Annotated in this window: 29 protein-coding genes and 1 tRNA gene; 16 read left to right on the top strand and 14 right to left on the bottom strand. The window is 72.1% G+C overall.

The window, feature by feature from the left end; translation table 11 throughout:
* Positions 1–444 precede the first annotated feature (444 nt).
* Positions 445–1,203 carry a methyltransferase domain-containing protein gene (locus tag ABZ801_RS02355; protein ID WP_360691688.1) on the bottom strand — a complete coding sequence of 253 codons (759 nt, stop codon included), beginning with the start codon at positions 1,201–1,203 and terminating at the stop codon, positions 445–447.
* Positions 1,204–1,449: 246 nt separating this feature from the next.
* Here ABZ801_RS02355 and ABZ801_RS02350 point away from each other — a divergent pair, with 246 nt between their 5' ends.
* From ABZ801_RS02350 to ABZ801_RS02340, 3 genes are read left to right on the top strand one after another with little or no spacing between them, the layout of a single operon-like run.
* Entirely contained in the window at positions 1,450–1,683 is a 234-nt protein-coding gene (locus ABZ801_RS02350; RefSeq protein ID WP_344942166.1) for a hypothetical protein, read from the top strand.
* Positions 1,667–2,563 carry an AraC family transcriptional regulator gene (locus ABZ801_RS02345; protein ID WP_360691684.1) on the top strand — a complete coding sequence of 299 codons (897 nt, stop codon included), beginning with the start codon at positions 1,667–1,669 and terminating at the stop codon, positions 2,561–2,563. Before ABZ801_RS02350 ends, ABZ801_RS02345 begins: the two co-directional genes overlap by 17 nt.
* A gap of 51 nt (positions 2,564–2,614) precedes the next feature.
* Positions 2,615–3,559 (top strand): DMT family transporter, encoded by a 945-nt coding sequence (locus ABZ801_RS02340; RefSeq protein ID WP_360691681.1) that lies wholly within the window; start codon positions 2,615–2,617, stop codon positions 3,557–3,559.
* On the opposite strand, the gene ABZ801_RS02335 is transcribed toward ABZ801_RS02340, so the two are convergent.
* Together ABZ801_RS02335 and ABZ801_RS02330 are read right to left on the bottom strand one after the other, a co-directional pair.
* Positions 3,556–4,422: an aldo/keto reductase gene (locus ABZ801_RS02335; RefSeq protein ID WP_360691678.1), complete on the bottom strand. Its 867-nt coding sequence runs from the start codon at positions 4,420–4,422 to the stop codon at positions 3,556–3,558. The genes ABZ801_RS02340 and ABZ801_RS02335 overlap by 4 nt on opposite strands.
* A gap of 85 nt (positions 4,423–4,507) precedes the next feature.
* The gene (locus ABZ801_RS02330; RefSeq protein WP_344942154.1) at positions 4,508–4,726 is read right to left on the bottom strand and encodes a hypothetical protein; all 219 of its coding nucleotides are present in this window, start codon (positions 4,724–4,726) and stop codon (positions 4,508–4,510) included.
* 185 nt (positions 4,727–4,911) lie between these two features.
* Between ABZ801_RS02330 and ABZ801_RS02325 the strand changes: the two genes are divergently transcribed.
* The 3 genes from ABZ801_RS02325 (at position 4,912) to ABZ801_RS02315 (ending at position 5,926) form a co-directional block, all read left to right on the top strand.
* Complete coding sequence (locus ABZ801_RS02325; RefSeq protein WP_217998498.1) at positions 4,912–5,031, top strand: DLW-39 family protein; 120 nt, start codon at positions 4,912–4,914, stop codon at positions 5,029–5,031.
* A 55-nt stretch (positions 5,032–5,086) separates the two neighbouring features.
* Positions 5,087–5,821: an HAD family hydrolase gene (locus ABZ801_RS02320; RefSeq protein ID WP_360691674.1), complete on the top strand. Its 735-nt coding sequence runs from the start codon at positions 5,087–5,089 to the stop codon at positions 5,819–5,821.
* Between the two features lie 32 nt (positions 5,822–5,853).
* Positions 5,854–5,926 (top strand) — tRNA-Ala (locus tag ABZ801_RS02315).
* A gap of 124 nt (positions 5,927–6,050) precedes the next feature.
* Here the strand turns inward: ABZ801_RS02315 and ribD are convergent.
* Entirely contained in the window at positions 6,051–6,902 is an 852-nt protein-coding gene (gene ribD / locus ABZ801_RS02310) for a bifunctional diaminohydroxyphosphoribosylaminopyrimidine deaminase/5-amino-6-(5-phosphoribosylamino)uracil reductase RibD (RefSeq protein ID WP_360692677.1), read from the bottom strand.
* A 229-nt stretch (positions 6,903–7,131) separates the two neighbouring features.
* On the bottom strand, positions 7,132–7,539 hold the full coding sequence (locus ABZ801_RS02305; RefSeq protein WP_360691671.1) for a DUF6223 family protein: 408 nt from the start codon (positions 7,537–7,539) through the stop codon (positions 7,132–7,134).
* 217 nt (positions 7,540–7,756) lie between these two features.
* On the opposite strand from ABZ801_RS02305, the gene ABZ801_RS02300 reads away from it, so the two are divergent.
* From ABZ801_RS02300 to ABZ801_RS02285, 4 genes are all read left to right on the top strand, one after another.
* A complete protein-coding gene (locus ABZ801_RS02300) occupies positions 7,757–8,872 on the top strand; it encodes a sensor histidine kinase (RefSeq protein ID WP_360691667.1) in 1,116 nt (371 codons plus the stop codon).
* Complete coding sequence (locus tag ABZ801_RS02295) at positions 8,869–9,531, top strand: response regulator transcription factor (protein ID WP_360691664.1); 663 nt, start codon at positions 8,869–8,871, stop codon at positions 9,529–9,531. Before ABZ801_RS02300 ends, ABZ801_RS02295 begins: the two co-directional genes overlap by 4 nt.
* Positions 9,532–9,711: 180 nt before the next feature.
* Positions 9,712–10,326 (top strand): DUF1707 domain-containing protein, encoded by a 615-nt coding sequence (locus ABZ801_RS02290; protein ID WP_360691661.1) that lies wholly within the window; start codon positions 9,712–9,714, stop codon positions 10,324–10,326.
* Positions 10,327–10,462: 136 nt separating this feature from the next.
* Complete coding sequence (locus ABZ801_RS02285) at positions 10,463–11,884, top strand: DEAD/DEAH box helicase (protein WP_360691658.1); 1,422 nt, start codon at positions 10,463–10,465, stop codon at positions 11,882–11,884.
* An 84-nt stretch (positions 11,885–11,968) separates the two neighbouring features.
* On the opposite strand, the gene ABZ801_RS02280 is transcribed toward ABZ801_RS02285, so the two are convergent.
* Both ABZ801_RS02280 and ABZ801_RS02275 read right to left on the bottom strand, forming a co-directional pair.
* Positions 11,969–12,712 (bottom strand): acyltransferase, encoded by a 744-nt coding sequence (locus ABZ801_RS02280; RefSeq protein WP_344942118.1) that lies wholly within the window; start codon positions 12,710–12,712, stop codon positions 11,969–11,971.
* A gap of 129 nt (positions 12,713–12,841) precedes the next feature.
* Entirely contained in the window at positions 12,842–13,261 is a 420-nt protein-coding gene (locus ABZ801_RS02275) for a hypothetical protein (protein ID WP_344942115.1), read from the bottom strand.
* 241 nt (positions 13,262–13,502) lie between these two features.
* Here ABZ801_RS02275 and ABZ801_RS02270 point away from each other — a divergent pair, with 241 nt between their 5' ends.
* Complete coding sequence (locus ABZ801_RS02270) at positions 13,503–14,036, top strand: peptidylprolyl isomerase (RefSeq protein WP_344942112.1); 534 nt, start codon at positions 13,503–13,505, stop codon at positions 14,034–14,036.
* Between the two features lie 40 nt (positions 14,037–14,076).
* Positions 14,077–14,985, top strand: coding sequence for a rhomboid family intramembrane serine protease (locus ABZ801_RS02265; protein ID WP_344942109.1), 909 nt, complete (start codon positions 14,077–14,079; stop codon positions 14,983–14,985).
* Between the two features lie 218 nt (positions 14,986–15,203).
* Here ABZ801_RS02265 and ABZ801_RS02260 read toward each other — a convergent pair whose 3' ends face one another.
* Positions 15,204–15,461 (bottom strand): cell division protein CrgA, encoded by a 258-nt coding sequence (locus tag ABZ801_RS02260; RefSeq protein WP_344942106.1) that lies wholly within the window; start codon positions 15,459–15,461, stop codon positions 15,204–15,206.
* Between the two features lie 80 nt (positions 15,462–15,541).
* Here ABZ801_RS02260 and ABZ801_RS02255 point away from each other — a divergent pair, with 80 nt between their 5' ends.
* From ABZ801_RS02255 to ABZ801_RS02240, 4 genes are all read left to right on the top strand, one after another.
* Entirely contained in the window at positions 15,542–16,291 is a 750-nt protein-coding gene (locus ABZ801_RS02255; RefSeq protein WP_344942103.1) for a DUF881 domain-containing protein, read from the top strand.
* A gap of 65 nt (positions 16,292–16,356) precedes the next feature.
* Positions 16,357–16,995 (top strand): class E sortase, encoded by a 639-nt coding sequence (locus ABZ801_RS02250; protein ID WP_344942100.1) that lies wholly within the window; start codon positions 16,357–16,359, stop codon positions 16,993–16,995.
* Positions 16,996–17,012: 17 nt separating this feature from the next.
* Positions 17,013–17,207 (top strand): hypothetical protein, encoded by a 195-nt coding sequence (locus ABZ801_RS02245; protein ID WP_360691650.1) that lies wholly within the window; start codon positions 17,013–17,015, stop codon positions 17,205–17,207.
* Between the two features lie 17 nt (positions 17,208–17,224).
* Positions 17,225–17,806, top strand: a complete 582-nt coding sequence (locus tag ABZ801_RS02240; protein ID WP_360691647.1) for a gamma-glutamyl-gamma-aminobutyrate hydrolase family protein — start codon at positions 17,225–17,227, stop codon at positions 17,804–17,806.
* 307 nt (positions 17,807–18,113) lie between these two features.
* On the opposite strand, the gene pknB is transcribed toward ABZ801_RS02240, so the two are convergent.
* Genes pknB through ABZ801_RS02210 form a run of 6 tightly spaced genes read right to left on the bottom strand, consistent with a single transcriptional unit; the run spans position 18,114 to position 26,680 of the window.
* The gene (pknB, locus tag ABZ801_RS02235) at positions 18,114–19,907 is read right to left on the bottom strand and encodes a Stk1 family PASTA domain-containing Ser/Thr kinase (RefSeq protein ID WP_360691645.1); all 1,794 of its coding nucleotides are present in this window, start codon (positions 19,905–19,907) and stop codon (positions 18,114–18,116) included.
* A 22-nt stretch (positions 19,908–19,929) separates the two neighbouring features.
* The gene (locus ABZ801_RS02230) at positions 19,930–21,366 is read right to left on the bottom strand and encodes a protein kinase (RefSeq protein ID WP_360691642.1); all 1,437 of its coding nucleotides are present in this window, start codon (positions 21,364–21,366) and stop codon (positions 19,930–19,932) included.
* Positions 21,363–22,841: a penicillin-binding transpeptidase domain-containing protein gene (locus tag ABZ801_RS02225; RefSeq protein ID WP_360691639.1), complete on the bottom strand. Its 1,479-nt coding sequence runs from the start codon at positions 22,839–22,841 to the stop codon at positions 21,363–21,365. Before ABZ801_RS02225 ends, ABZ801_RS02230 begins: the two co-directional genes overlap by 4 nt.
* Positions 22,842–22,901: 60 nt before the next feature.
* Entirely contained in the window at positions 22,902–24,548 is a 1,647-nt protein-coding gene (locus ABZ801_RS02220) for an FtsW/RodA/SpoVE family cell cycle protein (protein WP_360691636.1), read from the bottom strand.
* Positions 24,549–26,210, bottom strand: a complete 1,662-nt coding sequence (locus ABZ801_RS02215) for a Stp1/IreP family PP2C-type Ser/Thr phosphatase (RefSeq protein WP_344942080.1) — start codon at positions 26,208–26,210, stop codon at positions 24,549–24,551.
* Positions 26,207–26,680: an FHA domain-containing protein gene (locus ABZ801_RS02210; protein ID WP_344942077.1), complete on the bottom strand. Its 474-nt coding sequence runs from the start codon at positions 26,678–26,680 to the stop codon at positions 26,207–26,209. The genes ABZ801_RS02215 and ABZ801_RS02210 overlap by 4 nt, the downstream gene beginning before the upstream one ends.

Here is a 26,680-nt window from a genome sequence, read left to right as displayed (position 1 = left end):
CGTCCCTGGGGACCGTCCTGGGGACAGACGGTGGGTGACGTCATCCACCTGTCCGGCGGCACTGTGGAGACGATTTGTCCACAGATTGTGAATGGACGGGTGCGGTGAGTGATCATCTCACCTGTGTCGCCTGGTCAGCGCGTTATCCACCGAGTGGATAAGCGGTCCGGGGGTTGGGGGTGGAGGTGGGGATGAGCGGTGGACCATCGCCCCGCCGCTCACCCCCAGGTTGTGCACCGTGGTTATCCACAGGCTGTGGACGCCTGGGGAATGTCCACAGGTGATCGTTTGGCCGGGACGATTGTGCAAAACTCGCTCAACGGGCTGCGGAAAGCCCGGTCCGCTGGGGATTTCCGTGTGGAGACAAGGCGTCCAGGTGCGCGTGCGCACCGGTCGGAGCGTGTGCACAAAGTTTTCCACAGCCTGTTGATATCCACAGGTGTGCTAGGTGGTGGCGGGCGGGCGGGTCGCGGCGGCCACGAACATCGGCACGGCCAGGAGGAAACGGTCAGAGCGGACGCGGTCGCGCTGCTCGGCCAGCCAGCCGTCCGCCTCCGCGCGCGTCACCGCGCCGGACGCGCAGGCCGCCTCGGCCGCGGCCGCCAGCGCCCCCAGCATCGGCTCGGCCGTCCGGCCGGTGAAGACGCCCGTGTGCACCTCGACCGCCACGTCCACGAACCCGGCGTCCAGCAGCAGGGAGCGGTGCGCGCGGGCCACACGCGGGGAGGGGATCTGGTCGGCGCGGGCGTGCACGATGCGCCTGGTGAGCTCGGGGGCGGACGAGTCGAGCACGAACGTGTCCCAGTCCTGGGCGACCAGGACGACGCGTCCGCCGGGGGCGAGCACCCGCCGCGCCTCTGCCAGGGCGCGCGCCGGGTCGGCCAGCTCGTGGAGCACCTTGTCCGCGCGGTACCCGGCGAGCGCGCCGTCGCCGAACGGCAGTTCGCCGGCGCCGCCGATCCGGAAGTCGGCGCCGGGCCACCGGCGGCGGGCCAGCTCGATCATCCGCTCGCTGACGTCGACGCCGACCGCGTGCACGCCCCGGTCGGCCAGTTCGGCCACGGCCCGGCCCGCGCCGCATCCCACGTCGGCCACCAGGCCGGCGGGGTCGCCGAGGAGTTCGTAGGAACGGGTGCGCAGCCGGACCGCGGCCGGGTCGGCGTCGAACGCGTCGAGCCGCGCGATGAGTGCGTCGATGGACATGCCGGGCATGCTGCGACTTCATGTGCACATGAAGTCAACTCCGCTCCCGGCTCGCGGCGCGCGGCGGTGTGGCGCGCGGCGGTGTGGCGGTTCGCGGCCGGGCCGCATCCGGACACGTAAAATCTCCGCGGGTGCCGCACGGGCCCACGGGCCCTGCGGGGACGCCGATCCGGGCCCTTCCGGAGCCGTCCCACGCGGCCTCCAACCTGCGAACATACGTTCGAACGGTGCTAGGCTCGCGGAACCATGGGGCAGCTTCTCAACGAGCCGATCCGCGCCGAGCACGACGCCTCCGGACGGCTCACCGCGTACGAATGGCGGGGGGCCCGCTACGCCGTGGCCGCGGTCCTGAAGACCTACGCGGCGCCCCCGCACGGCACGGTCTACCGGGTGCGAGTCAACAGCGCCGAAGGTGTTGCGGTCGCGGAGCTGGGCCGTGACGCCGACCGCTGGCGGCTCCGGCATGTCTTCCCCGCCTGACACGACCCATCGCCCGCTCCCGGGCCCACCTGCGGCCCGGGACAAGGCCGTCTGGACGCGCGTCAACGGCATCCGGGGCGCGTCCCTGGACCTGCTGACCGCCCGCATAGGACGGCGTCACTACGCGCCGCACACCCACGCCGAGTACGCGATCGGCGTCTGCACGGACGGCCTGGAGGTCATCCAGTACCGGGGCGGCCGTCTCTACGCGGGCCCAGGGGCGCTGGTCGTCCTGGAGCCCGGCGAGACCCACACCGGCGGCCCCGCAGGCACCGAGGGCTTCGCCTACCGGGTGCTGTACCCGGCGGCCGATCTGGTGTCGGAGGACGCCCGCCGCCCCGGCACCCTGCCACGCTTCCCCACTCCGGTCATCCAGGACGCGCAACTCGCCCGAGAGCTCGGGCTGGCCCACCGCGCCCTGACCCGCCCCAGGGCGTTGGACGTGCTGGAGGCCGAGTCGCGGTTGCTGTGGGTGCTGGGCACGCTCGTCCACAGGCACGCCGTCTTCTCCCCCGACCGTGGCACACCCTCAGCCGGACGCGACATCGCCCAAACGGTCGCCCAACGCCTGGCGGACGAGCTGACGAACCCTCCCACGCTCGCGGAACTGGCCGCCGAGATGGGCATGTCGCGCTACCGCCTCCTACGCGCGTTCCGCGACGCCACGGGAATGCCGCCGTACGCGTGGCTCGCCCAGTACCGGGTCTCCCGCGCCCGTGCGCTGCTGGACGCGGGGCACCGTCCCGCACAGGCGGCCGCCCACGTGGGCTTCGCCGACCAGGCCCACCTGACGCGCTGGTTCCGCCGCGTAATGGGCGTCACGCCCGGCGCGTACCGCAACAGCGTTCAAGACGGAATCGTCCGCATCGCCCCAAGCTGACCTCTGCGCGCGCCGGGCCGTCCGGCGGCCGGGAACGTAGCGGAGGGTGCGGTGAGTCGCCGCGGCTGGGTGCTGTTCGCGCTGATGAGCGTTCTGTGGGGCGTCCCCTACCTGATGATCAAGGTGGCCGTGGACGGGGTGTCGGTGCCCGTGCTGGTGTTCGCGCGCACCGCGCTCGGCGCCCTGGTGCTGCTGCCGCTCGCCGTCCGGGCCGGCGGCTTCGACCGGGTGCGCCGCCACTGGCGGCCGGTGCTCGCGTTCGCCGCGATGGAGATCATCGGACCGTGGGCGCTGCTGTCGGACGCCGAACGCCACCTGTCCAGCTCCATGACCGGCCTGCTGATCGCCGCCGTGCCCATCGTCGGGGCCGTCCTCGCCCGCGCGACCGGTGACACCGAACGCCTCGGCCCGCTGCGCTGGGCCGGGCTGCTGCTGGGGCTCGGCGGCGTCACCGTCCTCGCCGCGCCGCACCTGGGCGGCGGCGACGCCGCCGTGTGGCCGGTGGCCGAGGTGCTGCTCGTCGTCGTCGGTTACGCCATCGCGCCGATGATCGTGGCGCGCCGGCTGGGGGACGTGCCGAGCCTGCCGCTGACCGCGTCCTGCCTCACCCTGGCCGCGCTGGTCTACACGCCCCCGGCGCTGGCGACCTGGCCCGCCGACCTGCCCGATGGCCGCGTCCTGGCGGCCCTCGCCGGGCTCGGCGTGGTGTGCACGGCCCTGGCCTTCCTGGTGTTCTTCGAGCTGATCCGGGAGGCCGGCACGTCCCGCGCCATGGTGTTCACCTACGTCAACCCGGCCGTGGCGGTCACCGCGGGCGTGCTCGTCCTCGACGAGCCGCTCACCCTGACGATCGCCGCCGCGTTCGCCCTGATCCTGTGCGGCTCGCTCATGGCCACCGCCCGCCGCGCCCAGGACGCGCCGCCTCCGGCGCCCCCGGCGTCCGCCGAACTCCCCGCCCGGCCCGTCGCCGAGGACACCGGACCCGCGCGCGCCTAGGCCAGCTCGGTGAGATCGGAGACCTCCTCGCCGGTCAGCGAGATCGTCGCCGCCGCCACGTTGTCCTCGAGGTGGGCGACCTTGGACGTGCCCGGGATCGGGAGCATCACCGGGGACCGGTGCAGCAGCCACGCCAGCGCGAGCTGCGCCGGGCTGGCGTCGTGCCGGGCCGACGCCTCGGCCAGCACCCCGCCCGGCTTGGCCAGCTCCCCGGTCGCCAGCGGGAACCACGGGATGAACCCGATCTTCTCGCTCTCGCAGTACTCCAGGACGTCCTGGGACTTGCGCTCGGTCAGGTTGTAGAGGTTCTGGACCGACGCCACCTCGACGTGCTCGCGCGCGGCCCGGATCTCCTCCACCGTCACCTCGGACAGCCCGATGTGGCGGATCTTGCCCTCGTCCCGCAGCTCGCGCAGCACGCCCAGCTGCTCCTCCAGCGGCACCTTCGGGTCGATGCGGTGCAGCTGGTACAGGTCGATGCGCTCCAGCCGCAGCCGGCGCAGGCTCATCTCCACGCACTGCCGCAGGTACTCCGGACGCCCCACCGGCAGCCAGCGGTGCGGACCCGGCCGGGTCAGGCCGCCCTTGGTCGCGATCACCAGGCCCTCCGGGTACGGGTACAGCGCCTCGGCGATCAGATCCTCGCTGACGAAGGGGCCGTAGGAGTCGGCGGTGTCGATGAGGTCGACCCCCAGCTCGACGGCACGGCGCAGCACCCGGACGGCCTCGTCGCGGTCGGCGGGCTCGCCCCACACGCCCGGCCCGGTGATCTGCATGGCGCCGTAGCCGAGCCGGTGCACGGTCAGGTCGCCGCCGATCGTGAACGTGCCGCTGGCGGTCGCGGGACGTGCGGTGTCACTCATGCATCCCCCAAATGTCCGTTCGGTGGTCGTGTCTTCATTTGACCACCGACGAGATCACTTCGCGGCTCCGGGCGGAGATCGCCGGTCACCAGCCCGTCCGCCACAGCAGCAGGATCAGCCCGGACACCACCAGCCCCGCCGCCCCCAGCGGCGTCTGACCGATCGCGATCATCGCCGTGCAGCCCAGCATCGTCATGATCGCCACCAGCAGCATGCCGCGCTGGCCGCCGCGGTCCTCGGCCGCGTCCGCCCGGTCGCGTCGCAGCTCCTGCTCCCAGAGACCGAAGTCGTCCTCAGCGCGCATTCGCCCCCCTCCCCCCGGGGTCGCGCGGTCCGGCCTGGACGGACCGGACACCTTGTCCGATACCGGTGTTGGGGTGCGGACCGACCGGCATCGGTTGCTAGGCTGCGGAGAGCCTGGGGGAGACTCTTTTCGCATCCGTTCCTTCCCCAGGGGCTGGCTTCATAGTCGAGGTAAGGGGTCCCACCGTGAAGAAGCTGCTTGTTCTCGCTGTCGTCGCTCTCGGTGGCTTCGTCGTGTGGCGTCGGCTGCAGCAGGACCGTGCCGAGCTGGACCTGTGGACCGAGGCGACGTCCTCCGACAACTGATCCACCGACGCGGCTTTCGCGGCGGACGGGAGACCGACTTCGAGGAGGGCCCGGCGTGACCGGAGCGGGGCGGATCACCGTCGCCTGCCTCGATCTCGCCGGGACCACGGTCGCCGACGGGGACGCCGTGGAGACCGCCTTCGCCGAGGCGATCGCAGCGCTGGGCATCGCGCCCGGCACGGCGGCGCACGAACGCGCGATGGCGCGGGTGCGCGACTGGCGTGGACGACCCAAGATCGAGATCTTCCGGGCGCTGTTCCCGGAGGACGAGGCCCGCGCGCGGGCCGCGCACCTGTCGTTCGAACGCGCCTACGACCTGATCGTCGACCGGCGGGGCGTGGTCCCCGTGCCCGGCGCCGAGACCGCCATCGAACGGCTGGCCGGCGCCGGGGTCCACGTGTGCCTGATCACCGGGTTCAGCCAGCGCACCCTCGGCCGGATCCTGGACGCCCTGGGCTGGTGGGACCGCGTCAAGCTGGCGCTGTGCCCCGACGAGGACCACCGGGGCCGTCCCTGGCCCGACCTCGTCCTGTCCGCCGCGCTCCACCTGAACGTCGACGACGTCCGGCACATCGCCGTCTGCGGCGACACCGAGAACGACGTCCTGTCCGGCCGCCGCGCGGGCGCCTCGATCGTCGCCGGCGTCCTCACCGGCGCCCACGACCGCGACCGCCTCCTGCGCGCCGGCGCCACCCACGTGCTGCCCAGCATCGCCGACTTCCCCGACCTGGTCCTCACCACGTCCGGCGGCACGCGCGACGATGACACGCTGAGCGCCGCACCCGGGTAAGCTGTCGCCTGCCGCGCCCGCGGCGCCCACCAGGGGGCATAGCTCAGTTGGCAGAGCACTGGCTTTGCAAGCCAGGTGTCCGGGGTTCGAATCCCCGTGCCTCCACCCAGAAGGAACAATCCCCCACCTGGGCTTCCACCGCTCAGGCCCGCTTCCTGCCCTTCCGCCCCGATCGCCTTTCGGGCTGGATGTGCGAACTGCGGTGGTTGGACCAGCAGGCGTGTCGCGTTTACCGGGTCTTCCGCGCCTCCACCAGCGCGCCGGACGCCACGCGGGTTGTCGAGACCAGCGCGAAGCCTTCCGGCAGCGGACATGCCTTGCCGGGGGACGACGGGCCCTGATCCGCTGTGTGTGCAACGAGCCGGTCCACGAGCCCGGCGGCCAACCACGCCCCGGCCACCACATCGTCAGCGTCCAGCAGGACGCTGCGCACCCCCTGCCCGTACAGGCTTTCCAGGACGGCGTGGGGCCCGGTGGCCATGTCGACGTCGTGCAACTGGAAGACGTCCGGTGCGTGCGCGCCGGGCCGGCCTTCCTCAACACGGCCGGTCCCGCGCAGCACGGCGTCCACGCCGACCCGCAGCGCCGCCAGCTCTGGGGAGCTCGCGGCGAGACGGCCCCAAGTGACGTGCGGGCGCCGGGTGTGCAGCGCGTGGAGCCATGGGCCGAGGACGATGCGGGCCTCGTCGGCCAGTACACCGACCTCCACGTCGACACCTTCGGCGCGCAGTTTGGCCACACCGCCATCGTCACGGGACGTCGGGTCGATCAACGCGACGACGACCCGCGCGATGCCGGCGTCGAGCAGCGCCTGGTGGCATGGGGGTGTGCGGCCGTGGTGGCAGCACGGCTCCAAAGTGACCACGGCGGTTCCGCCCTGGCCGCGCGGCCCGGCGGCGGCCAGCGCATTGGCCTCGGCGTGTGGCCGGCCTTTGCGCAGGTGGTAGCCCTCTCCGGCGACATTGCCGTTCAGGTCCAGGATGACGCAGCCGACGGGTGGATTGGGACTGGTGCTGCCGAGGCCCAACGCTGACAGCGCGATCGCCCGCCGCACCGCGGCGACTTCACCATCGACGGCCATCACACGGCCCGTGTATCCGCGACGTCGGCCAGGAGCGCGGCGACCGGGGCCAGGTCCCATACGACGCCAGGTCCGTGGCAACTGAGGTGACCATGGACAGGATTCTCATCGACCCGCTGGCTCGGGCGACGGTGAGGGCCTGCGCTGCGTTCTCCGCGGTGCATGAGCGGCTTCGCAGGCCAGGTGTCCGGGGTCGAAGCCCCATACCTTCACCCCAAAGCGCGGACCGTCAGTTGGTTTGGCGGGAGCGGGTCAGGGAGAGGGCGCTGAGGGCTGTGCCGATCAGGCCCAGTGTCAGGGCGACGATGCCCCCGCCGAGGCCGTTGCCGGTGCCGAGACCGCCGTCGGCGGTGGCGACGACCACTCCGCCGAGGGCCATGCCGATGAGTCCCGCCGCCAAGGCCATGTTGGCCCTGCTTCGTCCGCGACCGGTGGGACGGGCCAGGACCAGCCCGCCGATGACCACGCTGACCAGCCCCAACAGCGCGGCCACGATGGCCCCGAGTCGTCCGGGGCTCAGGTCGTAGGCGCCGGCGGCGGCCGGTTCGGCCGAGACGTGCGCGGCTGCCGGTGTGGCGAGCACGATCCCGCTGAGCAGGGCGGTCGCGGCGGCGGCGAGCAGGTGACGGACGGACATGGGGCGCTCCTTCTCCTCTGCGACTGGAAGTCGCCTGATCATGACCGCCGGGTCTGCCGCCGGTCGTCCGGCGGAGGTGGGCAATTCGCGCTGCCGCCGACGTCGCATCCGGCTACCGCGGACGTCGCAGGGGCCGGAAGGTACCGCGTGCGCGGTAGCCGACTGATCATCCGAGCGCAGGAGCCGACCCGCGTGAACACCCGGCTAGGGTGCGCGCATGGGCAGGGGACGGATCGATGCCAGGGACTGGGCGATCGCCGCCGGGGTGGCGACGCTCCTGCTGGTCACCGGGCTGTCCGGGCAGCACTCCGCCGCGGACCTCGACCTGCTCGGCTACGTGCCGCTGACGGTCGGCGGCCTGGCGCTGGCCGCGCGCCGCCGCGCTCCGGTGCCCGTCCTGGTCGTCACCGGGCTGTGCGCGCTGGGCTACCAGGCGGCCGGTTTCGACGTGCCCGCCGTCGCGTACCTGTTCGCCGTGTACGCGGCCGTACGGGCGGGACACCGCACCATCACGGTGGCGGCGAGTGTGACCATGTTGGCCGCTCTCCCTCTGGCGGCCCTGGCCTCGGGCCTGCACGACACGGGCGAGGCGTTCGCGCGGTCCCGGGGCGCCCTCGAGATAGCCTGGCTGATCGCCGCGGGCGCCGCGGGGGAGGCGGTGCGGCAGGCCGAGCGGCGGGCGGACGAAGCCGAGCGGACTCGGGAGGAGACCGCGCGGCGCCGCGCCAACGAGGAGCGGTTGCGCATCGCGCGGGAGCTGCACGATTCGCTCACCCACCAGATCTCCATCATCAAGGTGCAGGCCGAGGTCGCCGTCCATGTGGCCCGCAGGCGTGGCGAACAGGTGCCGGAGGCCCTCCTGGCGATCCAGGAGGCCGGTCGTGAGGCCACCCGGGAGCTGCGCGCGACCCTGGAGGCGCTGCGCGACGACGACACGGCCCCGCCGCGTGGGCTCGACCACGTCCCGGAACTGGTGCAACGGGCCCGTACCATCGGCCTGGACACGACGCTGACGATCGAGGGCGACCGGCACGACGTGCCTGCGGCGGTGGACCGGACCGTCTACCGGATCGTTCAGGAGTCGCTGACCAACATCGCCCGGCACGCGGACGCCGCCACGGCGTCGGTTCGGATCGACTACCGCCCGGACGTCCTCGCGATACGCATCGATGACGACGGCAAGGCCGCGCCGGGCACCGCCCCGACGCCCGGTGTGGGGCTGCTGGGCATGCGCGAACGGGTCACCGCCCTCGGCGGCCGGCTGCGCGCCGAACCGCCCAGCGAGGGCGGCTTCACCGTCCAGGCCGAACTCCCCGTGGACCAGACGTCATGATCCGTGTCCTGCTGGTCGACGACCAGCCGCTCATCCGCAGCGGATTCCGCGCGCTCCTCGACCTCGAAGACGACATCGAGGTGGTGGCCGAGGCCGCCGACGGGCAGGAGGCCCTGGCGCTGGCCAGGGAACACCTGCCCGACATCGCGCTCATCGACATCCAGATGCCGGTCGTCGACGGCATCGAGGCGACCCGGCGCATCGCCGCGGACCCGACCCTGGCCGGGGTGCACGTCGTCATCCTGACCAACTATGGCCTGGACGAGTACGTCTTCAACGCGCTGCGCGCCGGCGCGGCGGGATTCCTCGTCAAGGACATCCAGCCGGAGGACTTCCTGCACGCCGTGCGCGTCGCCGCGCGCGGCGACGCCCTGCTCGCCCCCTCGATCACCCGCAAGCTGATCAACAGGTACGTCACCCAGCCGCTCGGCACCGGCGTCGGCACGGAGCTGGAAGAGCTGACCAACCGCGAACGCGAGGCGGTCGCCCTGGTCGCGCGGGGCCTGTCCAACGACCAGATCGCCGACCGCATGGTGATCAGCCCGATGACCGCGAAGACCCACATCAACCGGGCCATGGCCAAACTGCATGTCCGTGACCGCGCTCAGCTCGTGGTCCTCGCCTACGAATCCGGCCTGGTGGTCCCGCGCAACACCTGACATCCACCGGCTGCACCGAGTGGTACGGGTGGCCAGGCGAGGCGGAGTCTGCGGGAGGCTCCGGTCGTCTCGGATTTGATTGTCGAACCTTGCACTATCTCGGACTTCTTGGGTAGGACCTGCGATATGGAACAACTAGGCCAAACGGCGCGTCCACGGCGAAGGGCGGACGCGGAGACGGTGCCGGACGCGGCGCGCGACGCCGTCGTGGCCCGGCTCAACCGGGCCTGCGGCCAGGGCCTGCTCAGCCTGCGCGACTACAGCGCGCGGGTCGAGGAGATCCACTTCGCCCGCACCCGGGACGATCTCGAACGGCTCGTCCGCGATCTGCCCGAGGGCGACGCCGCGGCCGAAGGCGACGCCGCGGCCGAAGGCGACGCCGCGGCCGAGGGCGGCACCGAGTGGCACGTGGCGCCCGTGGGCGGCCTGCGGCGGCACGGACGCTGGCACATGGACCGGCACCTGGTGTCGCTCAGCGTCGTCGGCGGCACCTGCCTCGACCTGCGCGACGCGCAGCTGACCGCCCCCGAGGTCACGCTGACCAAGGTCTCCCTGCTCGGCGGGGTGACGGTGTGCGTGCCGCACGGCGTGCGGGTCGTCCTGGAGGGCGGCAGCCTGCTGCGCGCCGCCGGGCTGTTCGGCGGACGCGCGGACGACGACTGCGAGCCGTTGCCGCCCGACGCGCCCACCCTGCGGATTCGCGCGTTCTCCCTTTTCGGCGGCGTCACCGTCCAGGCCCCCCACCCCGTCTCGCAGACGGCTGTGGTGAGAGGGATCCCAGAGGATCGGGCATAAACGCGTGCCGTCCCGGCGTTAGACTGGCCGAACCGATTTTTCTTCGACGCCCCCGCGTCCGGCTCGTCCGCGCAGCCCACCGCTCCGAGATCCGAGGTGGCCTCCCGAGACGTAGCCCCCTCTCGGAAGGTAATGCGTGACCGTACCGCCCGCTGACAACCACATCGCTCTGCCCTCCTTCGCCGAACTCGGGCTGCCCGACCAGCTCGTGGCGGCGTTGTCCCGGCAGGGCATCCACGAACCCTTCCCCATCCAGGCCGCCGCGATCCCCGACGTGCTGGCCGCACGGGACGTGCTCGGCCGCGGCAAGACCGGCTCCGGCAAGACCCTGGCGTTCGGCCTGCCGCTGCTGGCCCGCCTGGCCGGGCAGAGGGCCCAGCCCAAGCGTCCCCTCGCCCTGATCCTGGTGCCCACGCGCGAGCTGGCCCAGCAGGTCCAGACGAACCTGGAGCCGCTCGGCCGGTCCGTCGGCCTGCGGTTCAAGACCGTCATCGGGCAGACCTCGATGTTCAAGCAGATCGACGCGCTGCGCCGCGGCGTCGAGGTGCTGGTCGCCACCCCCGGGCGGCTCAAGGACCTCATGCGCCAGGACGCCTGCGACCTCGGCGACACGCGCATCGTCGTGCTGGACGAGGCCGACCACATGGCCGACATGGGCTTCCTGCCCGACGTCACCGACATCCTCGACCAGGCCCGGCCGGGCGGGCAGCGGCTGCTGTTCTCCGCCACCCTGGACGACGACGTCGACGTGCTCGTCAAGCGCTACCTGGACAACCCGGTGACGCACGCCATCGGCCCGGTGGACGAGCCCGTCGCGACCATGGACCACCACCTGCTGCTGGTGGCGCCCAAGGAGAAGGCCCTCATCACCGCTGAGATCGCCAACCGGGAGGGCCGGACGATCCTGTTCGCCCGCACCAAGCACGGCGTGGACCGGCTCACCAAGCAGCTCACCAACGTCGGGGTGCGCGCCGCGGGCCTGCACGGCGGCAAGAGCCAGGGCCTGCGCACCCGCACCCTGGCCGAGTTCCGCGAGGGCTCGATCAACGTGCTGGTCGCCACCGACGTCGCCGCCCGCGGCATCCACGTCGACGACGTCAGCCTGGTCATGCACGTCGACCCGCCCGCCGACCACAAGGACTACATGCACCGCGCGGGCCGGACGGCGCGCGCGGGCGAGCGGGGCACGGTGGTGACGCTCGTGCTGCCGCACCAGGTGCGCGCGACCACCGCCATGACCCGCCGGGCGGGCATCGACGCCCGCCGCGTCCGGGTGGCGTCCGGCGACGACGAGCTGGTCCGCCTGACGGGGGCGCGGCAGCCGTCCGGCATCCCGATCGAGGAGCCGCTGATCCCCGAACGTCCGCAGCGGAGCGGGGGACGCCGTCCGGGCGGTTCGCGCGGCCGGGTCCACCGCGGCGCGCCGGGCGACCGCGACCGTCGCGGCCGCCGTTCCGGCGGACGCCCCGAGCGCGGTGAACGCCGCGGTGCCCCGCACGGGGGACGCGGTCCCGCCGCCCACAGCAGCCGCCGCAGCGGAGACCCCCGCCCTTCCTGAGATACCTGTCCCGGCGCGGCCTGCCTCTGTGCGGGCCGCGCCGGCGTCGTCTGAACCGGTCGTGCCGGGCCGGCCCCGGCCGGTTCAGCTGGCTTCCTCGCGCAGGTCGTCCAGGGTGAGCGCGGCCAGGCCGTCCAGCTCCTCCAGGGAGGCCAGGGGGCGGTTGCGCAGGGGCGGCTGCCAGCCCAGCTCGGCGTCGTAGCGGCGCAGCAGCTTGGCGGGGACGCCGCCGACCACCGAGTGGTCGGGGAACTCGCCGCGCACCACGGCGCCGCCCGCCACCGCGACGTTCCGGCCCAGGCGGGTGCCGGGCAGGATGATGGCGCCCGTGCCAATCCAGCAGCCGTCGCCGATCACGACCGGGTTGTTCTCGGGCCACTGCCGTCCGATCGGCATGTCCAGGTCGCCGTAGCTGTGGTTCTGGTCGGTGATGTAGACGTTCGGCCCGGTGAACACGTCGTCGCCGATCTCGATGGACTGGTGGCCGACGATGTGCGTGCCGCGGCCCAGTGAGCAGCCCTTGCCAATCCGCACGATCAGGTCGGGGCCGAGGTCCAGGCCGGGGACGAACCCCGCCGAGATCGTGCAGTGCGTGCCGACCAGCGTGTGGTCGCCGATGGAGATCCACGGCTCGCCGTAGATGGCGCCGACCGGGAACCCGATGCAGGCGCCCTCGCCCAGGTAGGCGAACCGGCGGCGGCCGGGGGTGTGCGGGGTGATCTCGCCCTGGCGCTGGATCCACTCCCAGCCGCGGTGCACGGCCGCGTGCGCGGCGCGGCGGGCCTGGACGGCGACGAACTGCCGTAGCGAACGGGCCTTCGGCGACATGGCGTTCACGGTACCGGTTGGTAGCAATCACCGGAATCGCCCCCGTCCCGCGACGGAAGGCCCAGCTCAAGGTGAGGGCCCGGCCGGACGGCCGGGCCCTCACCACGCTGTGGGGGGACTCCCCCGGCGCTAGGACGTGTGCACCTGGCCGTCGGACGACGACTGGTGCTGCGACTGCGACCCGCTGAGCTCGTCCATCGCACTGCGCGTGACGCCGCGCCGCGTCAGCAGCGCACCCGCCACGCCCACGGCGGCCACACCGGCCACCGTCATCAGGGCGGCGTTGCGGCCGCGCCGGTGGCGGCGGGGCGGCTCCACCCGGTGGGCGACCTCGGTGAGGAACGAGCTCACGCGCGGGGCCAGACCCGTCTCCACGTACCCGGCGGCCTGTTCCAGCCGGGGCGCGCTCCATTCGCGCGCGACGAGCACACGCTCGGCGGCGATGTCACGCGTCTGGCGCGCCGCCGGAACGATCCGCTCGGTGGCGCCGGAGGCACCCTGCCGGCACAGCAACGCGCCCTGCCGGCACGCCTCCTGCATACGCTCCAACCGCGAGATTGCCACTTCTCGCGGCCTGCGGCGAATGCTCATCTTTAGGGACACGCTAACCTCCCTGTTTGCGAGGTCCTGTCGGCACCCTTCCCAGGAGGCGGGGGGTAAACCCCGTTCGCGCGTCCGAAGCGTCACGCAGGGTGAGCAGGCCGCGTGTGTGACCGCACTCGACGTGTGCGAACGCGTCGAACGCACCGATCCGACATACTTCCCGACTCGACGACGAGGAGGCCCCGCCATGGCGGAGGAGATCTTCGCGACGCTGCAGACGTCGCTCGGCCCGATCGTGATCCAGCTGTACCCCGACAAGGCGCCCAAGACCGTGGAGAACTTCGTCGGGCTGGCCGAGGGCACCAAGACCTGGCGGCACCCCGAGACCGGGGAGATCCAGACCGGCACCCCGCTCTACAACGGCACGATCTTCCACCGGGTCATCGAGAACTTCATGATCCAGGGCGGCGACCCGCTGGGCCGCGGCATCGGCGGACCCGGCTACGAGTTCGAGGACGAGTTCCACCCGTCGCTGAAGTTCGACCGGCCGTACCTGCTGGCGATGGCCAACGCCGGGCCGAACACCAACGGCTCGCAGTTCTTCATCACCACCAACGTCGCCCACACCCAGCACCTGACCGGCCGGCACACCATCTTCGGCAAGGTCATCCAGGGCACGGACGTGGTGGACCGCATCTCCAAGGTCCCCACCGGCCCCAACGACAAGCCGCGCGAGGACGTCGTCATCCAGTCGGTGACGATCGAGCGCCGCCAGTCGTAGTACATGTGAGAGCCCACGCACAGGCCCGCGGAGCCGCTGAATGAGCACAGACCCCAACCTCGCGTCCGGATCCGGGACGCCGGTACCGACCTGCTACCGGCATCCGGGACGGGAGACCTACGTCCGCTGCACCCGGTGCGACCGCTTCATCTGCCCCGAGTGCATGCGGGACGCGGCCGTGGGGCACCAGTGCGTCGAGTGCGTGGCCGAGGGGAACCGGGGCGTCCGCCAACCCCGCACCACGCTGGGCGCCCGCGCGTCCGGTTCGGCGACGCCCGTGGTGACCTACACGCTCATCGGCATCTGCGCGCTGGTCTACCTGGCGGAGCTGGCGTCCCTGCGGGTCGTGTGGGACTTCATGATGGTCGGCCAGGGCATCGGGCGCACGGGGCGGATGATCGGGGTGGCCGAGGGCGAGTGGTACCGCCTGGTCACCTCGATGTTCCTGCACCAGCGGCCGGGCGGCGGCTCGTTCAGCATCACCCACATCCTGTTCAACATGTGGGCGCTGTGGGCGATCGGCCCGGCGCTGGAGCAGGTGCTGGGCCGCTGGCGGTTCCTGGCGCTGTACCTGCTGTCGGGCCTGGGCGGGTCGGTGCTGCTCTACCTGCAGGCGCCGACCGAGGGCGCGGTGGGCGCGTCCGGCGCCATCTTCGGCCTGTTCGCCGCGTACTTCGTGATCGGACGGCGGCTCGGCGGCCAGGTCGGGCCGATCGTGTTCCTGCTGGTGATCAACCTGGTGATCACCTTCGCGGTGCCGGGGATCTCCTGGCAGGGCCACGTCGGCGGCCTGGTCACCGGCGGGGTCCTGGCGGCGGCCTACGCCTACGCGCCCGACCGCGTCCGCGGGGCGGTGCACATCGCGGCTCCGGTGGCCGTCCTGGCGGTGCTCGCCATCCTGGTCGCGGTCAAGACCGCGGAACTGACCTCCGGCGGCATGCTGCTGTAACGCCACCGAGCACACCACCGCGGTCCGCGGCGCCTGCGTTCGCTCGCGGCGCTGCGGCGCCGGCGGGTGTCCCTGGGCGTGCGGCAGCCAGGATTGGCCGCGTCCGGCCACGACGGAACGCACGAAGGTTGTGGAAAACCTGGGGACAACTCCGTGCCGCGGGCCTTACGCCTGTGGACAACGTGACCGGACGCGGCCGTACGCCGACCGGCGGACGGTCAGCGCCAGCGCGTGGACAGGATCACGCCCAGGATGATCGCGGTGAACCCGATGCCCAGGTTCCAGTTGCCCAGGTCGGTCATCAACGGCAGCTCGGTGCCCGTGCTCGCCGTCACGTAGAACGTCGCGATCCAGGCCAGCCCCAGCAACCACAGTGTGATCATGGTGGGGACCAGCCAACGCGGGCTGACCTCGGGCGCCTTGGACTTCTGCGGCGGCGTGTAGACGGCCTTCTTGCGGACTTTGGACTTGGCCACGGTCGGATCGATCTCCTCGGGCGGTCGGCGGCCGGAGCGCCGGTCCGCACATGGGTCTTTGTCGGTTAGCGTAGTCGCTGGTGAGCAGCGTACGGCGTAGAGCGTGGCGAAGCATCCTCCCGCTCCTGACAGTCCTGTCCGGAACCCTGTTCGCAGCCGGGGCGAGCACGTCCCGCGGCACCGACCTGCGCGACACCGGCCGTACCCGGCTGACCGAATTGATCATCGCAGAGCAGCGCCGCGGCGACCGGGAACGCGCCGAGTACCGGCGGCTGCGCGACGAGGTCGACCGGGCGTCCCGGCAGGCCGGACGGCACGACACGCGGGTCAAGGACGCCCAGGCGGGGGCCGACCGGCTGGCCGCCGCGTCCGGCTTCACCCCGCTGCGCGGCCGGGGCGTGCGGGTGACGCTGGACGACGCGCCGCAGCCCGAGTCCGGCGACCTGCCGCGCGGGACCAGCCCCGACGACCTGGTCGTTCACCAGGCCGACGTGCAGGCCGTGGTGAACGCGCTGTGGGCGGGCGGCGCCACCGGCATGCAGATCATGGACCAGCGGGTGATCTCCACCAGCGCCGTGCGGTGCGTGGGCAATACCCTGATCCTCCAGGGGGTCGTGTACTCGCCGCCGTTCCGCGTCACCGCGGTCGGCGACCCCGACCGGCTGCGGGCCGCGCTCGACGACTCGCCCGAGATCGCGGTCTACCGCCGGTACGTGCGCGAGTACGGGCTGGGCTACACGGTGCGGACGCTGCGCCGTGTGGAACTGCCCGCCTTCACCGGCAACGTGACCATGAAGCACGCCACGGTGCCGCCGTACGCGGGCCCCTAGCCGGGCGGCGACCGCGGGACGGCGACCCGACGAGCAGCGAGGGGGGACGACGCGCGGTGCGGACGATGATCCGTGGCCTGGGGGAGCTGTGCATCACCGGGGGTCTGGTCCTGCTGCTGTTCGTCGTCTACAGCCTGTGGGGGACCGGCCGCTACACCCGCGAGCAGCAGGACCGGCTGGGCGAGGAACTGGCGAAGTCGTGGCAGGCGCCGCCGGTCACCACCGAGAAGGTCAAGCTCGGCAGCGGCCTGGCCATGATCCGCATCCCCAGGCTCGGCAGCAAGTACCGGTACGTCGTCATCGAGGGCGTGGAGCTGTCCGACCTGCGCAAGGGGCCCGGCCACTACCCGGGCACGGCCATGCCGGGGGAGGTCGGCAACTTCGTCGTGTCCGGGCACCGCACCACCTACTCGGCCCCGTTCAACCGCATCGGCGAGCTGCGCCGCGGCGACCGCATCCTCATCGACACCCGCCACCGCCAGTTCGTCTACCAGGTCACCGGACGCCAGATCGTCAAGCCCGACGACGTGGAGGTGATCGCGCCGGTGCCGAACCACCCGCGGCGCCGTCCCACCGAACGGCTGATCACCCTGACCACCTGCCATCCCAAGTACTCCGCCGCCGAACGGATGATCGTCTTCGGGCGGCTGGTCGAGACGCGGGCGCGCGTCACCGCCCCCACCAGCCCGCAGGCCGGCGACTGACCCTGGAGGATTCCGCGATGTACGCCTGGATCTGGCGGCATTTGCCCGGCGAGCGGCTGCGGACCAAGGCGCTCGCCGCCCTCGCGCTCGCCGCCGCGGCCGTCCTGCTGCTGTGGTACGTCGTGTTCCCCTGGCTGGAACCCAAGGTGCAGTTCGACCGCGGCGTCGTCGACGGGGCCACCCCCTCCGCCCCCGCCTCTACGGGCCGCTGACCTGCGACAATAAGAGCGTGCGCATTCTCGTCGTGGACAACCACGACAGCTTCGTGTTCAACATCGTCCAGTACCTGCTGCAGCTGGGCGCCGACTGCGTGGTCAAGGACCGCTCGGACGTGCTCCCTGGCGACGCCCGCGACGTGGACGGTGTGCTGCTCAGCCCCGGCCCGGGCCACCCCGCCGACACCGGCGTCTGCCTCGACCTCGTCCGCGACGCCGACCGGCGCGGCCTGCCGCTGCTGGGCGTCTGCCTCGGCCACCAGGTGATCGCCCACGCCTACGGCGCGGTGGTGACCCGGGCGCCGCGCATCGTCCACGGCCACACCAGCCCGATCCACCACGACGGACGCGGCGTGCTGGCCGGTCTGCCCGACCCGTTCGCCGCCACCCGCTACCACTCGCTGGCCGTCGACCCGGCGACCGTGCCCGGCGACGTCCTGGAGATCAGCGCCCGCACGCCCGAAGGGGTGGTCATGGGCCTGCGGCACCGGCACCGCCCGCTGGAGGGCGTGCAGTTCCATCCCGAGTCGGTGCTGTCCGAATCCGGCCACGCGCTGCTCCGGAACTGGCTGGCCACCTGCGCATCTACCGTGTGACCGGGGTGGCGGCGAGCCCTTCGCCGGTGCGAGGCAAAAATTTCTTCGGAAACCCGTAACGCGTCCGGCCCGGTATCCGAAGACCATCACGAGAGGGCTTCCGCCATTGCCCCCGAGTGGCGGAAGCCCTCTCTCACGTTCTCGCCACCCCCGCCCCCGGATTCCTCACTTTCTGAAACCCTCTTGTTGCGGCGGGTGATCGGACGGGTCATGCTGGCCCCGTGGTCATCGGGGGCGTCCACGACCACAGTTCTCTCCGCACAAGCAAGGGCCCCGGATCCCTGGATAGGCATCCGGGGCCCGTCGGTCAGCCGGAGTCGGGCCGGTGGCCGTCCGGCGGCCCCTCCGAGCCCGGGGGCGGGCTGGACGGCGGCGGCTCGTTCACCATGACGGTCACCGTGTCACCCGGGGCGACCGTCGCACCCGCCTCGGGGCTCTGGGCGAACACCTGGCCCGGGGCGACCGGCTTGTCCGGCGGGGCGGGCTGCTTCTGCACGTTGCACTTGAGCCCCAGCCCCTTGAGGCGGTTGCAGGCGGCGCGCTGGCTCTGGTTGTACAGGTCCGGCAGCTTGATCTGGCTCGGCCCGGTCGAGACCACGACCACCACGCGGGACTTGGCGTCGACCTTGGAACCGCTCGGCGGGGTCGTCCGGATCACCATGCCGCGCTGCACGTCCGACGACGACGCGAAGTCGCGGGCGACACGGAAGCCGCGGCCGGTCAGGATCTGCGCCGCCTCGTCGTACGGGCGGCCCGCGACGTCCGGCACCTCGACCTGCTCCGGCGGCTTCTTGCCGCGCGAGACCACCAGGTTGACGGGCGAACCCTCGTCGACCTGCGTGCCCGGCCGCGGGTCGGTGCTGATGACGTAGCCGCGGCGGACGTCGTCGTTGTACTCCTCCGTGGTCTGGCCGACCTTCAGCCCGACCCGGGCGAGGGCGGCCACGGCCTCGTCCTGGGACTGGTTGACGATGCTGCTCGGCACGGCGACCTGCTTGATCTCCTCGCCGCCCCGGCCCGACAGCGCCCAGCCGACCAGCGCGGCGCCGCCGATGAACACCACCGCCAGCGCCACCCACAGCGCGGCCTTCTTGCCGCCGCCGCCCCGCTGCTGCGGGTCCTCGTAGTGCACCGGCGGCAGGTCGTAGCCGTTGCCGGCCGGCGGGTGCATCTGGGTGCGCGGCGGCACGCCGCCCATCACCTGGGTGCCCTGCGGCTGCGCGCCCATCAGCATGGTGGACGCGGCGGTGGAGGCGACCGGCTGCCCGTGCAGCGCCCGCTGGATCTCCTGCCGGAACTCGTTGGCGTTCTGGTAGCGGTGGTCGGCGTCCTTGGCCATCGCCTTGAGCACGATGGCGTCGGCCCACTGCGGGATGTCGGCGTCCACCTGCGACGGCGGCACCGGCTCCTCCCGTACGTGCTGGTAGGCGATGGCCACCGGGGAGTCGCCGGTGAACGGCGGCCGGCCGGTCAGCAGCTCGTACAGCACGCAGCCGGTGGAATAGATGTCGCTGCGCGCGTCCACCCGCTCGCCCCGGGCCTGCTCGGGCGACAGGTACTGGGCCGTCCCGATCACCTGGGCGGTCTGCGTCATCGTGGCGGCCGAGTCGGCCATGGCCCGCGCGATGCCGAAGTCCATGACCTTGACCTCGTGGGCCCGGGTCAGCATCACGTTGGCCGGCTTGATGTCGCGGTGCACGATGCCGCCGCGATGGCTGTAGTCCAGCGCCCGCAGGATCCCGTCGGTGATCTCCAGCGCCTTCTCCGGCAGCAGCGCCCGGTTCTCCCGCAGCAGGTCGCGCAGCGTGCTGCCGTCGACGTACTCCATGACGATGTACGGGATGGAGGTGTCGCCGACGGTGTCCTCGCCGGTGTCGTACACGGCGATGATCGACGGGTGGTTCAGGGACGCGGCCGACTGCGCCTCCCGCCGGAAGCGGGCCTGGAAGGTGGGGTCGCGAGCCAGGTCGGAGCGCAGCGTCTTGACCGCCACGACGCGGTCGAGACGCAGGTCTCTGGCACGGTAGACCTCGGCCATGCCGCCGCGCCCGATGACGCCCTCGAGCTGGTAGCGGCCGCCGAGCAGCCGAGGTTGACTCATATGTGCACTTTCCCTCGTACGTCTACACCTTGTCCTCAGAACCTAGCCCCCCGCGGTGGACGTGCGAGGGATCCGGGCTCGGAGTTGACGGAGTCGTGGTCCTCCCCGTCGGTGCGGGTGCTGGCTTCGGGGGGCCGGGGGCCGCCCCGGTCGGATCTGTGGTCGACTTCTCAGAAGGGGACGCGCTGCGGTACGGGGTCGTTGCCCTCGGTCCTGGCCGCGGCTCACGATCGTCCCGGACGGGCCGCGCGGAGGCAAGCCCCTGGGGCCGCAAGCCGCGGGATCCGGGCCCCGCCAGAACGGATCCCCGCGGGTCGAGCCCACCGGGCCGACCTGGCTCGCGGGTGGGTGCGCCCGCCTGGGTGCGATGCGCCGGTGCCGTGCGTCCTTGCCCCGGCATGTCCCCGACGCGCAGGTTACCGGGCGTAATGCTGTCGTCAAATTCCGGCGATTCGGTCGGCGTGCCGGGCGCCCGCTGCGGATCGCCGGGTCGCCCCGGCGATCCGCGGGGAAACCTTGGTGAACCGCGGGCGAATTCTGGCGACCCGCGCGGCAGGGGGGATGGATCGTCCGGATTGCCTGAAATGTCCGGTGGGGTCTCCGGGGCGGTCCCTGACGCGGCGGCCGGCGGGGCCGGCGGCGGCAGGGCGTCGCGGAGCGCGGCGGCCCGCTCGGCCACCCGGTCCGCGTCACCGCCGAACCGCTCGGCCGGCTCCTTGGCCAGCAGCGCGAACACCAGCGCCCGCACGTCCGCCGGAACGTCGTCCGGCAGCCGCGGCGGCGCCTCCCGGACGTGCTTGAGCGCGATGTCGACCGTCGTGTCCCCGTCGAACGGCACCCGGCCCGCCAGGCACTCGAAGGCCACCACACCCAGCGCGTACAGGTCGACCGCCGGGGTCAGCTCCTGCCCGGTGGCCTGCTCGGGCGACAGGTAGCGGACCGAGCCCATCACCCGCCCCGCCGCCGTCACCCCGGCCGGCTCGGGGCCGCGCGCGATCCCGAAGTCGGTGATCTTCACGGTGCCGTCCGCGGTCACCAGCAGGTTGCCGGGCTTGACGTCGCGGTGCACGATCCCGGCGCGGTGCGCCGCGGCCAGCGCCCGCGCGGTCTGCGCCACCAGGTCGAGCGTGCGCCAGGCGGTGAGCCTGCCCACCCGCGCCAGCACCGCCGACAGCGGCTCCCCCGGCACCAGCTCCATCACCAGGTACGCCCGGCCGCGGTGGGCGCCGTGGTCGTACACCCGCGCGATGCCCTCGTGCCGCAGCGCCGCCGCGTACCGGGCCTCGGCCGTGAACCGCTCACGCGCCGCCACGTCCGCCGGCAGGTCCTCGCGCAGCAGCTTCACCGCGACGTCGCGGCCCGTCCGCTCGTCGCGGGCCGTCCAGACCTCGCCCATCCCCCCGGTGGCGACCGGCTGCACCAGCCGGTACCGGTCGTTCAGGACGAGATCGGGACTCACTTCTTCAACACCTGGGCCATGATCGCCCCCGCCACCGGGCCGGCGTTGGTGGCGCCGTCGCCCGAACCCTCGGTGACGACAGCGAAGGCGTACCGGGGCTTGCTCATCGGGGCGAACCCGACGAACCACCGCGCGTTGGGGTTGCCGTCGCCCTGCTCGGCGGTGCCGGTCTTACCGGCGATGTTGTACGGCTGCAGGTTCTTGGCCGTGCCCTCGGTGACCACCGCGCGCATCATGTCGGCCAGCTGCTCGGCGGTGTCGGACTTGATGGCCTGCGAGTACTCCTGCGGCTGCGCGCTGTACAGCTCGCTCTGGTCCTTGGCCCGCACGGTCTGCACCAGGTACGGCTTCATGATCTTGCCGTCGTTGGCGACCGCGGCGGCGACCATCGCCATCTGCAGCGGGGTGGCCCGCACGTTCTCCTGCCCGATGCCCGAGCGGGCGGTGCCGTCCTGGCCGGTCCGGATCATCTCCCCGGTCTCCAGGTTCCGCACCGACACCGGAACGTCGCTCTCGGCGGGGCTGACGTCCGGCTCGATCTCGAACTTGCGGTTGAAGCCGAACTTGGTGGCGCCCTGGTTGAGCCTCTCGATGCCCATCTTCATCGCCAGCTCGCCGAACGTGGTGTTGCAGGACTCGGCGAACGCACCGCGCAGCGAGGCCCGTCCGGCGCACTCGCCGGTGTCGTGCGAGTTCGGCAGCGGCTTGTTCGACTCGGGCAGGATCAGCGGGCCGGTGTTGACGACCGAGCCGCTGTTGAGGCCCATCTGCTCCATGGCGATCGCCGCGGTGATCGTCTTGAACGACGAGCCGGGCGGGAACGTCTGGCTCATCGCGTTGTCGATCAGCGGCTTGATGACGCCCTTGGCGTTGTCCAGCTCGGTCAGCCGCTGGCCGCCCTTCTGGCCCTTCTGCGGCGCCACCTCGTTCGGGTCGTACGAGGGGTAGGACGCCAGCACCTGCACCGCGCCAGTCTTGATGTCGATCACCGCGGCCCCGGCCCGGCGGCTGGTGCTGGCCCGCAGCCGCTGGTAGGCCACCTGCTGCGCCTCGGTGTTCAGCGCCAGCTCCACGTTGGCGCCCTCGGCCTTCTTGCCGATGAACGCGTCGAACCAGCGCTGGTGCGTGATCCGCTTGTCGGTGCCGCCCAGCAGCGAGTTGTAGGCCAGCTCCACCTTGGACGCGCCGCCGTTGAAGTAGCCGGTGACCGGAGAGTACACAGGGCCGTTCTTGTACGTGCGGCCGTACTTGGGGTTCTCCTTGCCGGTCGGGTCGGACTGCGCGATCACCTGCCCGCCGGCGATGATCTGCCCGCGCGGCGAGTTGAACACCTCGGCGAACTTGCGGCGGTTGTTCTCGTCGGAGCGCAGGTCATCGGCCTGGCTGCCCTGCACGTAGTTGACCTGCGCCATCAGGCCGAAGAACAGCAGCAACCCGAAGATCGCGACCCGGCGCAGCGGCTTGTCCATGTTCATCGGGCGACGCTCCGCTCGGTGTCGGGGACGGGGGCGGCTTCGCTGGTCATCGGTGCGGGATCACCTCGTGCTCACGATCTGGGTCATGCCCTCGTCCTGGATCGCCTGCGGCGCCGGCTTGCGCGCGTCGTGGCTCATCCGGACCAGGATGGCGATCAGGATCCAGTTGGCCATCAGCGACGAGCCGCCCTGCGACAGGAACGGCGTGGTCAGACCGGTCAGCGGGATCAGCCGGGTGACGCCTCCGACGATCACGAACACCTGCAGCGCCAGCACGAACGACACACCGCCGGCGAACAGCTTCAGGAACGGGTCGCGGGCGGCGATCGCCGTCTTCATGCCGCGCTGCACGATCAACGCGTACATCAGCAGCAGCGCCATCAGCCCGGTCAGCCCGAGCTCCTCGCCCATCGAGTCGAAGATGAAGTCGCTGAACGACAGGGGGGTGCGCCACGGCTCGCCCTGGCCCAGGCCGGCGCCCAGCACCCCTCCCTCGCCGAGCGCGAACAGCCCGTTCATCAACTGAGCGCTGTCGGAGTACTCGCCGCCCAGCTTGCTGCAGGCGTACCAGCCGGGGGCGATGAGGCGGGTCTGGTCGGCCTTCTCGGTCTGCCCCGCCCGCTCGTACTCGTCGGCCTTGCGCTCGAGCTCCGCCTCGTACTGCTTGGAGATCTCGGTTTCGGGGTTGACCGGCTCGACCTTGCCGCTCTCCAGCATGCAGCCGCCGTCGAAGTACGGCTTGGGGTTCTGCCAGATGTCGATGCGCTGGTTGACGTGGCCCATGAACGGCAGCAGCGTCGCGATGAACACGCCCGCCGCCAGCAGCCCGACACCGATCAGCACCCACGACACCCGCTGCGTGGCGATGTAGAGCATCGACACGAACAGGCCGAAGTACAGCAGCGCGGTGCCCAGGTCCTTCTGCATGAACAGCACGCCCAGGCAGAAGACCCAGATCACCATGATCGGGCCCAGGTCACGGGCCCGGGGCAGGCTAAGCGGCCCGATCTTCTTGCCGATCAGCGACATGGCCTGCCGCTTGTTCACCAGATACCCGGCGAAGAAGACCACCAGCATCAGCTTGGCGAACTCGCCCGGCTGCACCGAGAACCCGCCCACGTTGATCCACACGCGGGCGCCGTTGATCTCCGCGCCGATGCCCGGCACGATCGGCAGCAGCAGCAGGATGATCGCGCCCAGGCCGATCAGGTAGGTGTAGCGCTGGGCGGTCTTGGGAGTGAACGACAGCGGCGCGTCGGTCCGGCTGGTGTCCCGCATGATCAGTATCGCGGCGACGAACAGCGCGATGCCGACGAAGGTCCACATCAGCTGGGACGGGGCGTCGGCGGCGTCCTTGAGCACCTGCCGGCCCGCGGCGGCCGCGGCCTTGCGGTCGGCGCTGGTGTCCAGGTCCAGCCGGTAGATCATGGCCAGGCCGAGCCCGTTCAGCGCCACCGCCAGCGGCAGCAGCAGCGGATCGGCGTACGGCGCGAACTTGGCCTGCACGAAGTAGGCGGCCAGCGCCAGCACCACCAGGCCGCCGCCGTACCCGAACAGCCCGGCGGGGATCTGCCCGTCACGGGCCAGGCCCACCTCCGCGAACGCCGACAGCGTCAGCACCATCGCGAAGATGAGCAGCGCCAGCGCCGCCGCGTTGCGCCGCTGGTACGGCAGCTGGCGGCGGATCTGCTCCCCGAGCTGGTTCATCTACGACTTACCCCCGTTGGCCGGGCAGTCCTGGATCCTCGGGCTGCCGGTACGGCAGGCGTCGCGGCGCCTCTCCAGATCGCCGAGCTTCTTCTCGGCCTGCGCCCGGCCCACGAACGCGAAGGACCCCTGGCGGACGCCGGTCGCGTCGCTCTCCGGAAGTTCGCTGAGGTTGACGGCGCTGTCGGCGATCGTCTGCTCACGGCAGTTCTTCTGGCCCGCCCCCTGGACGATGACGACCTTGCCGTCCTGGTCGCGCAGCGAGTACTTGCACACCGCGTTCTGCAGGTCCTGCACGGCCTTGGGCCCGCTGACGCTGTAGGTGTTCTTGACCGCCTGCTGCTTGTCCTGCGGCAGGTCCGCCACCCTTATGGGCGGGTTGGGCTGCTCCTTGGCGGCGGCCTTGCGCGACAGGTTCAGCCCCGGCACCTCCTGCGTGGTGCCGCGGAACAACACGACCTGCCCGTTCTCCTCGCCGATGTAGTAGCCGTTGCGCACCGACTGCAGGCCCACGAACCCCACGGCGGCCAGCCCCACCACGGCCACCCCGGCGGTCACGATCAGCCACGTCCAGCGTCGCGGGCCGCGGCGGCGTCCCCGGGCCGGGGCCTCCGGCGGGGCCATCACGTCCGGCGGCCCGCCCGGCGCACCCGGCCCTCCAGGCCCGCCGGGGCCACCTGGCCCGCCCGGCATCGGCTGCCCCATCGGCATCGGCGCGGGCTGCGGGGGCGGCATCTCGTCCACCGCCACCGGCGGCTGCGGCATCGTGTCGCGCAGCTGCGCCGCCCGGCTCGCCGGAGTGTCGGCGCCGCCCTCGGGCCCCTGGCCGGGCGCCGGCGGAGCGGGCTGCGTCGTGCCGGGACCGCCCGGCAGATCCGGCGGACGGGCCGTGGCCGCGGCGCCCACGGCATGGCCGGGGCCGGGCGGAGGCGGCTGCTGCCCCAGGTCGACGACGTCCGCCACCACGCACGTGATGTTGTCCGGCCCGCCGCCCCGGTTGGCCAGGTCGATCAGCTGCCGGACGGCCTGCTCGGGATCGTCGATGTCGGTCAGCACCTGGAAGATCGTCTCGGCGGTGACCACGCTGGACAGCCCGTCCGAGCACAGCAGGTAACGGTCGCCGACCTTGGCCTCGCGCAGCGACAGGTCGGGGTCGACCTCGCCCCGGCCGTCCAGCGCGCGCAGCAGCAGCGAACGCTGCGGATGCGAGGCCGCCTCGTCGGGGCTGATCCGGCCCTCGTCCACCAGCGACTGCACCAGCGTGTGGTCGTGGGTGATCTGGAACAGGCTCCCGTCGCGCAGCAGGTACGCCCGCGAGTCGCCGATGTGGACCAGCGCCACCTGGTTGCCCGCCCACAGCATCGCCGTCAGCGTCGTGCCCATGCCCTGCAGCGCCGGGTCCGACTCGACGATGTGGTGCAGGTTCTCGTTGGCCGCCTTGACCGTGTGCTCAAGCGCCGCCAGCAGCTCGTTGGCCGGCAGCTCCTTGTCGAGCTTGCGCAGCTCGGCGATGGCGGCGGCACTGGCGATCTCGCCGCCGACGTGCCCGCCCATTCCGTCGGCAACGGCGAGCAGATGGGCGCCCGCGTACGCCGAGTCCTCGTTGCCCTCGCGCAGCATGCCGACGTCGGACCGCGCGGCGTAGCGAATTCCCAGAGTCATTTGCGCAGCTCGATCACCGTCTTGCCGATACGGATCGGTACGCCCGGCGGAACCGGCATCGGCCGGCTCACCTTCGTGCGCCCGAGGTAGGTCCCGTTGGTCGAGCCGAGATCTTCCACGATCCACTGACCGTCCTGCGCGTAAAGTCGGGCATGCCGGCTCGAAGCGTAGTCGTCGGTCACCACGAGCGTGGAGTCATTCGCCCGGCCGATGCTGATCGGCACCCCCGTCAGGTCGATGACGGTGCCGGCCCGCTCGCCCTGGACGACCACCAGCTTGGTCGGCGCGTTGCTGCGCTGTGCCCGCGGCGGTCTGGACTGCCGGGCGGCCCGCTGCGGCGGCTGGGCCGCGCGGGCGGCGGCCTTGGAACCGAACAGGTCGGCCCGGATCACGCCGACGGCCGCGATGACGAACAGCCAGAGCACCGCGAGGAACGCCAGCTTGATCAGCGTGAGGGTGAATTCGGACAT

Origin of the sequence: Actinomadura sp. NPDC047616 (genome assembly GCF_040642915.1) — a bacterium.
Lineage (GTDB): Bacteria > Actinomycetota > Actinomycetes > Streptosporangiales > Streptosporangiaceae > Spirillospora > Spirillospora miaoliensis.
Note: the sequence above shows the minus strand (reverse complement) of the source record. Positions and strands in the feature narration are given on the sequence as shown.

Coding starts and splice junctions, on each gene's coding strand:
- ABZ801_RS02355 (WP_360691688.1), bottom strand. CDS start 1,203: ATGTCCATCGACGCACTCATCGCGCGGCTCGACGCGTTCGACGCCGAC.
- ABZ801_RS02350 (WP_344942166.1), top strand. CDS start 1,450: ATGGGGCAGCTTCTCAACGAGCCGATCCGCGCCGAGCACGACGCCTCC.
- ABZ801_RS02345 (WP_360691684.1), top strand. CDS start 1,667: ATGTCTTCCCCGCCTGACACGACCCATCGCCCGCTCCCGGGCCCACCT.
- ABZ801_RS02335 (WP_360691678.1), bottom strand. CDS start 4,422: ATGAGTGACACCGCACGTCCCGCGACCGCCAGCGGCACGTTCACGATC.
- ABZ801_RS02330 (WP_344942154.1), bottom strand. CDS start 4,726: ATGCGCGCTGAGGACGACTTCGGTCTCTGGGAGCAGGAGCTGCGACGC.
- ribD (WP_360692677.1), bottom strand. CDS start 6,902: ATGGCCGTCGATGGTGAAGTCGCCGCGGTGCGGCGGGCGATCGCGCTG.
- ABZ801_RS02305 (WP_360691671.1), bottom strand. CDS start 7,539: ATGTCCGTCCGTCACCTGCTCGCCGCCGCCGCGACCGCCCTGCTCAGC.
- ABZ801_RS02300 (WP_360691667.1), top strand. CDS start 7,757: ATGGGCAGGGGACGGATCGATGCCAGGGACTGGGCGATCGCCGCCGGG.
- ABZ801_RS02295 (WP_360691664.1), top strand. CDS start 8,869: ATGATCCGTGTCCTGCTGGTCGACGACCAGCCGCTCATCCGCAGCGGA.
- ABZ801_RS02280 (WP_344942118.1), bottom strand. CDS start 12,712: ATGTCGCCGAAGGCCCGTTCGCTACGGCAGTTCGTCGCCGTCCAGGCC.
- ABZ801_RS02270 (WP_344942112.1), top strand. CDS start 13,503: ATGGCGGAGGAGATCTTCGCGACGCTGCAGACGTCGCTCGGCCCGATC.
- ABZ801_RS02265 (WP_344942109.1), top strand. CDS start 14,077: ATGAGCACAGACCCCAACCTCGCGTCCGGATCCGGGACGCCGGTACCG.
- ABZ801_RS02250 (WP_344942100.1), top strand. CDS start 16,357: ATGATCCGTGGCCTGGGGGAGCTGTGCATCACCGGGGGTCTGGTCCTG.
- ABZ801_RS02245 (WP_360691650.1), top strand. CDS start 17,013: ATGTACGCCTGGATCTGGCGGCATTTGCCCGGCGAGCGGCTGCGGACC.
- pknB (WP_360691645.1), bottom strand. CDS start 19,907: ATGAGTCAACCTCGGCTGCTCGGCGGCCGCTACCAGCTCGAGGGCGTC.
- ABZ801_RS02225 (WP_360691639.1), bottom strand. CDS start 22,841: ATGAACATGGACAAGCCGCTGCGCCGGGTCGCGATCTTCGGGTTGCTG.
- ABZ801_RS02220 (WP_360691636.1), bottom strand. CDS start 24,548: ATGAACCAGCTCGGGGAGCAGATCCGCCGCCAGCTGCCGTACCAGCGG.
- ABZ801_RS02215 (WP_344942080.1), bottom strand. CDS start 26,210: ATGACTCTGGGAATTCGCTACGCCGCGCGGTCCGACGTCGGCATGCTG.
- ABZ801_RS02210 (WP_344942077.1), bottom strand. CDS start 26,680: ATGTCCGAATTCACCCTCACGCTGATCAAGCTGGCGTTCCTCGCGGTG.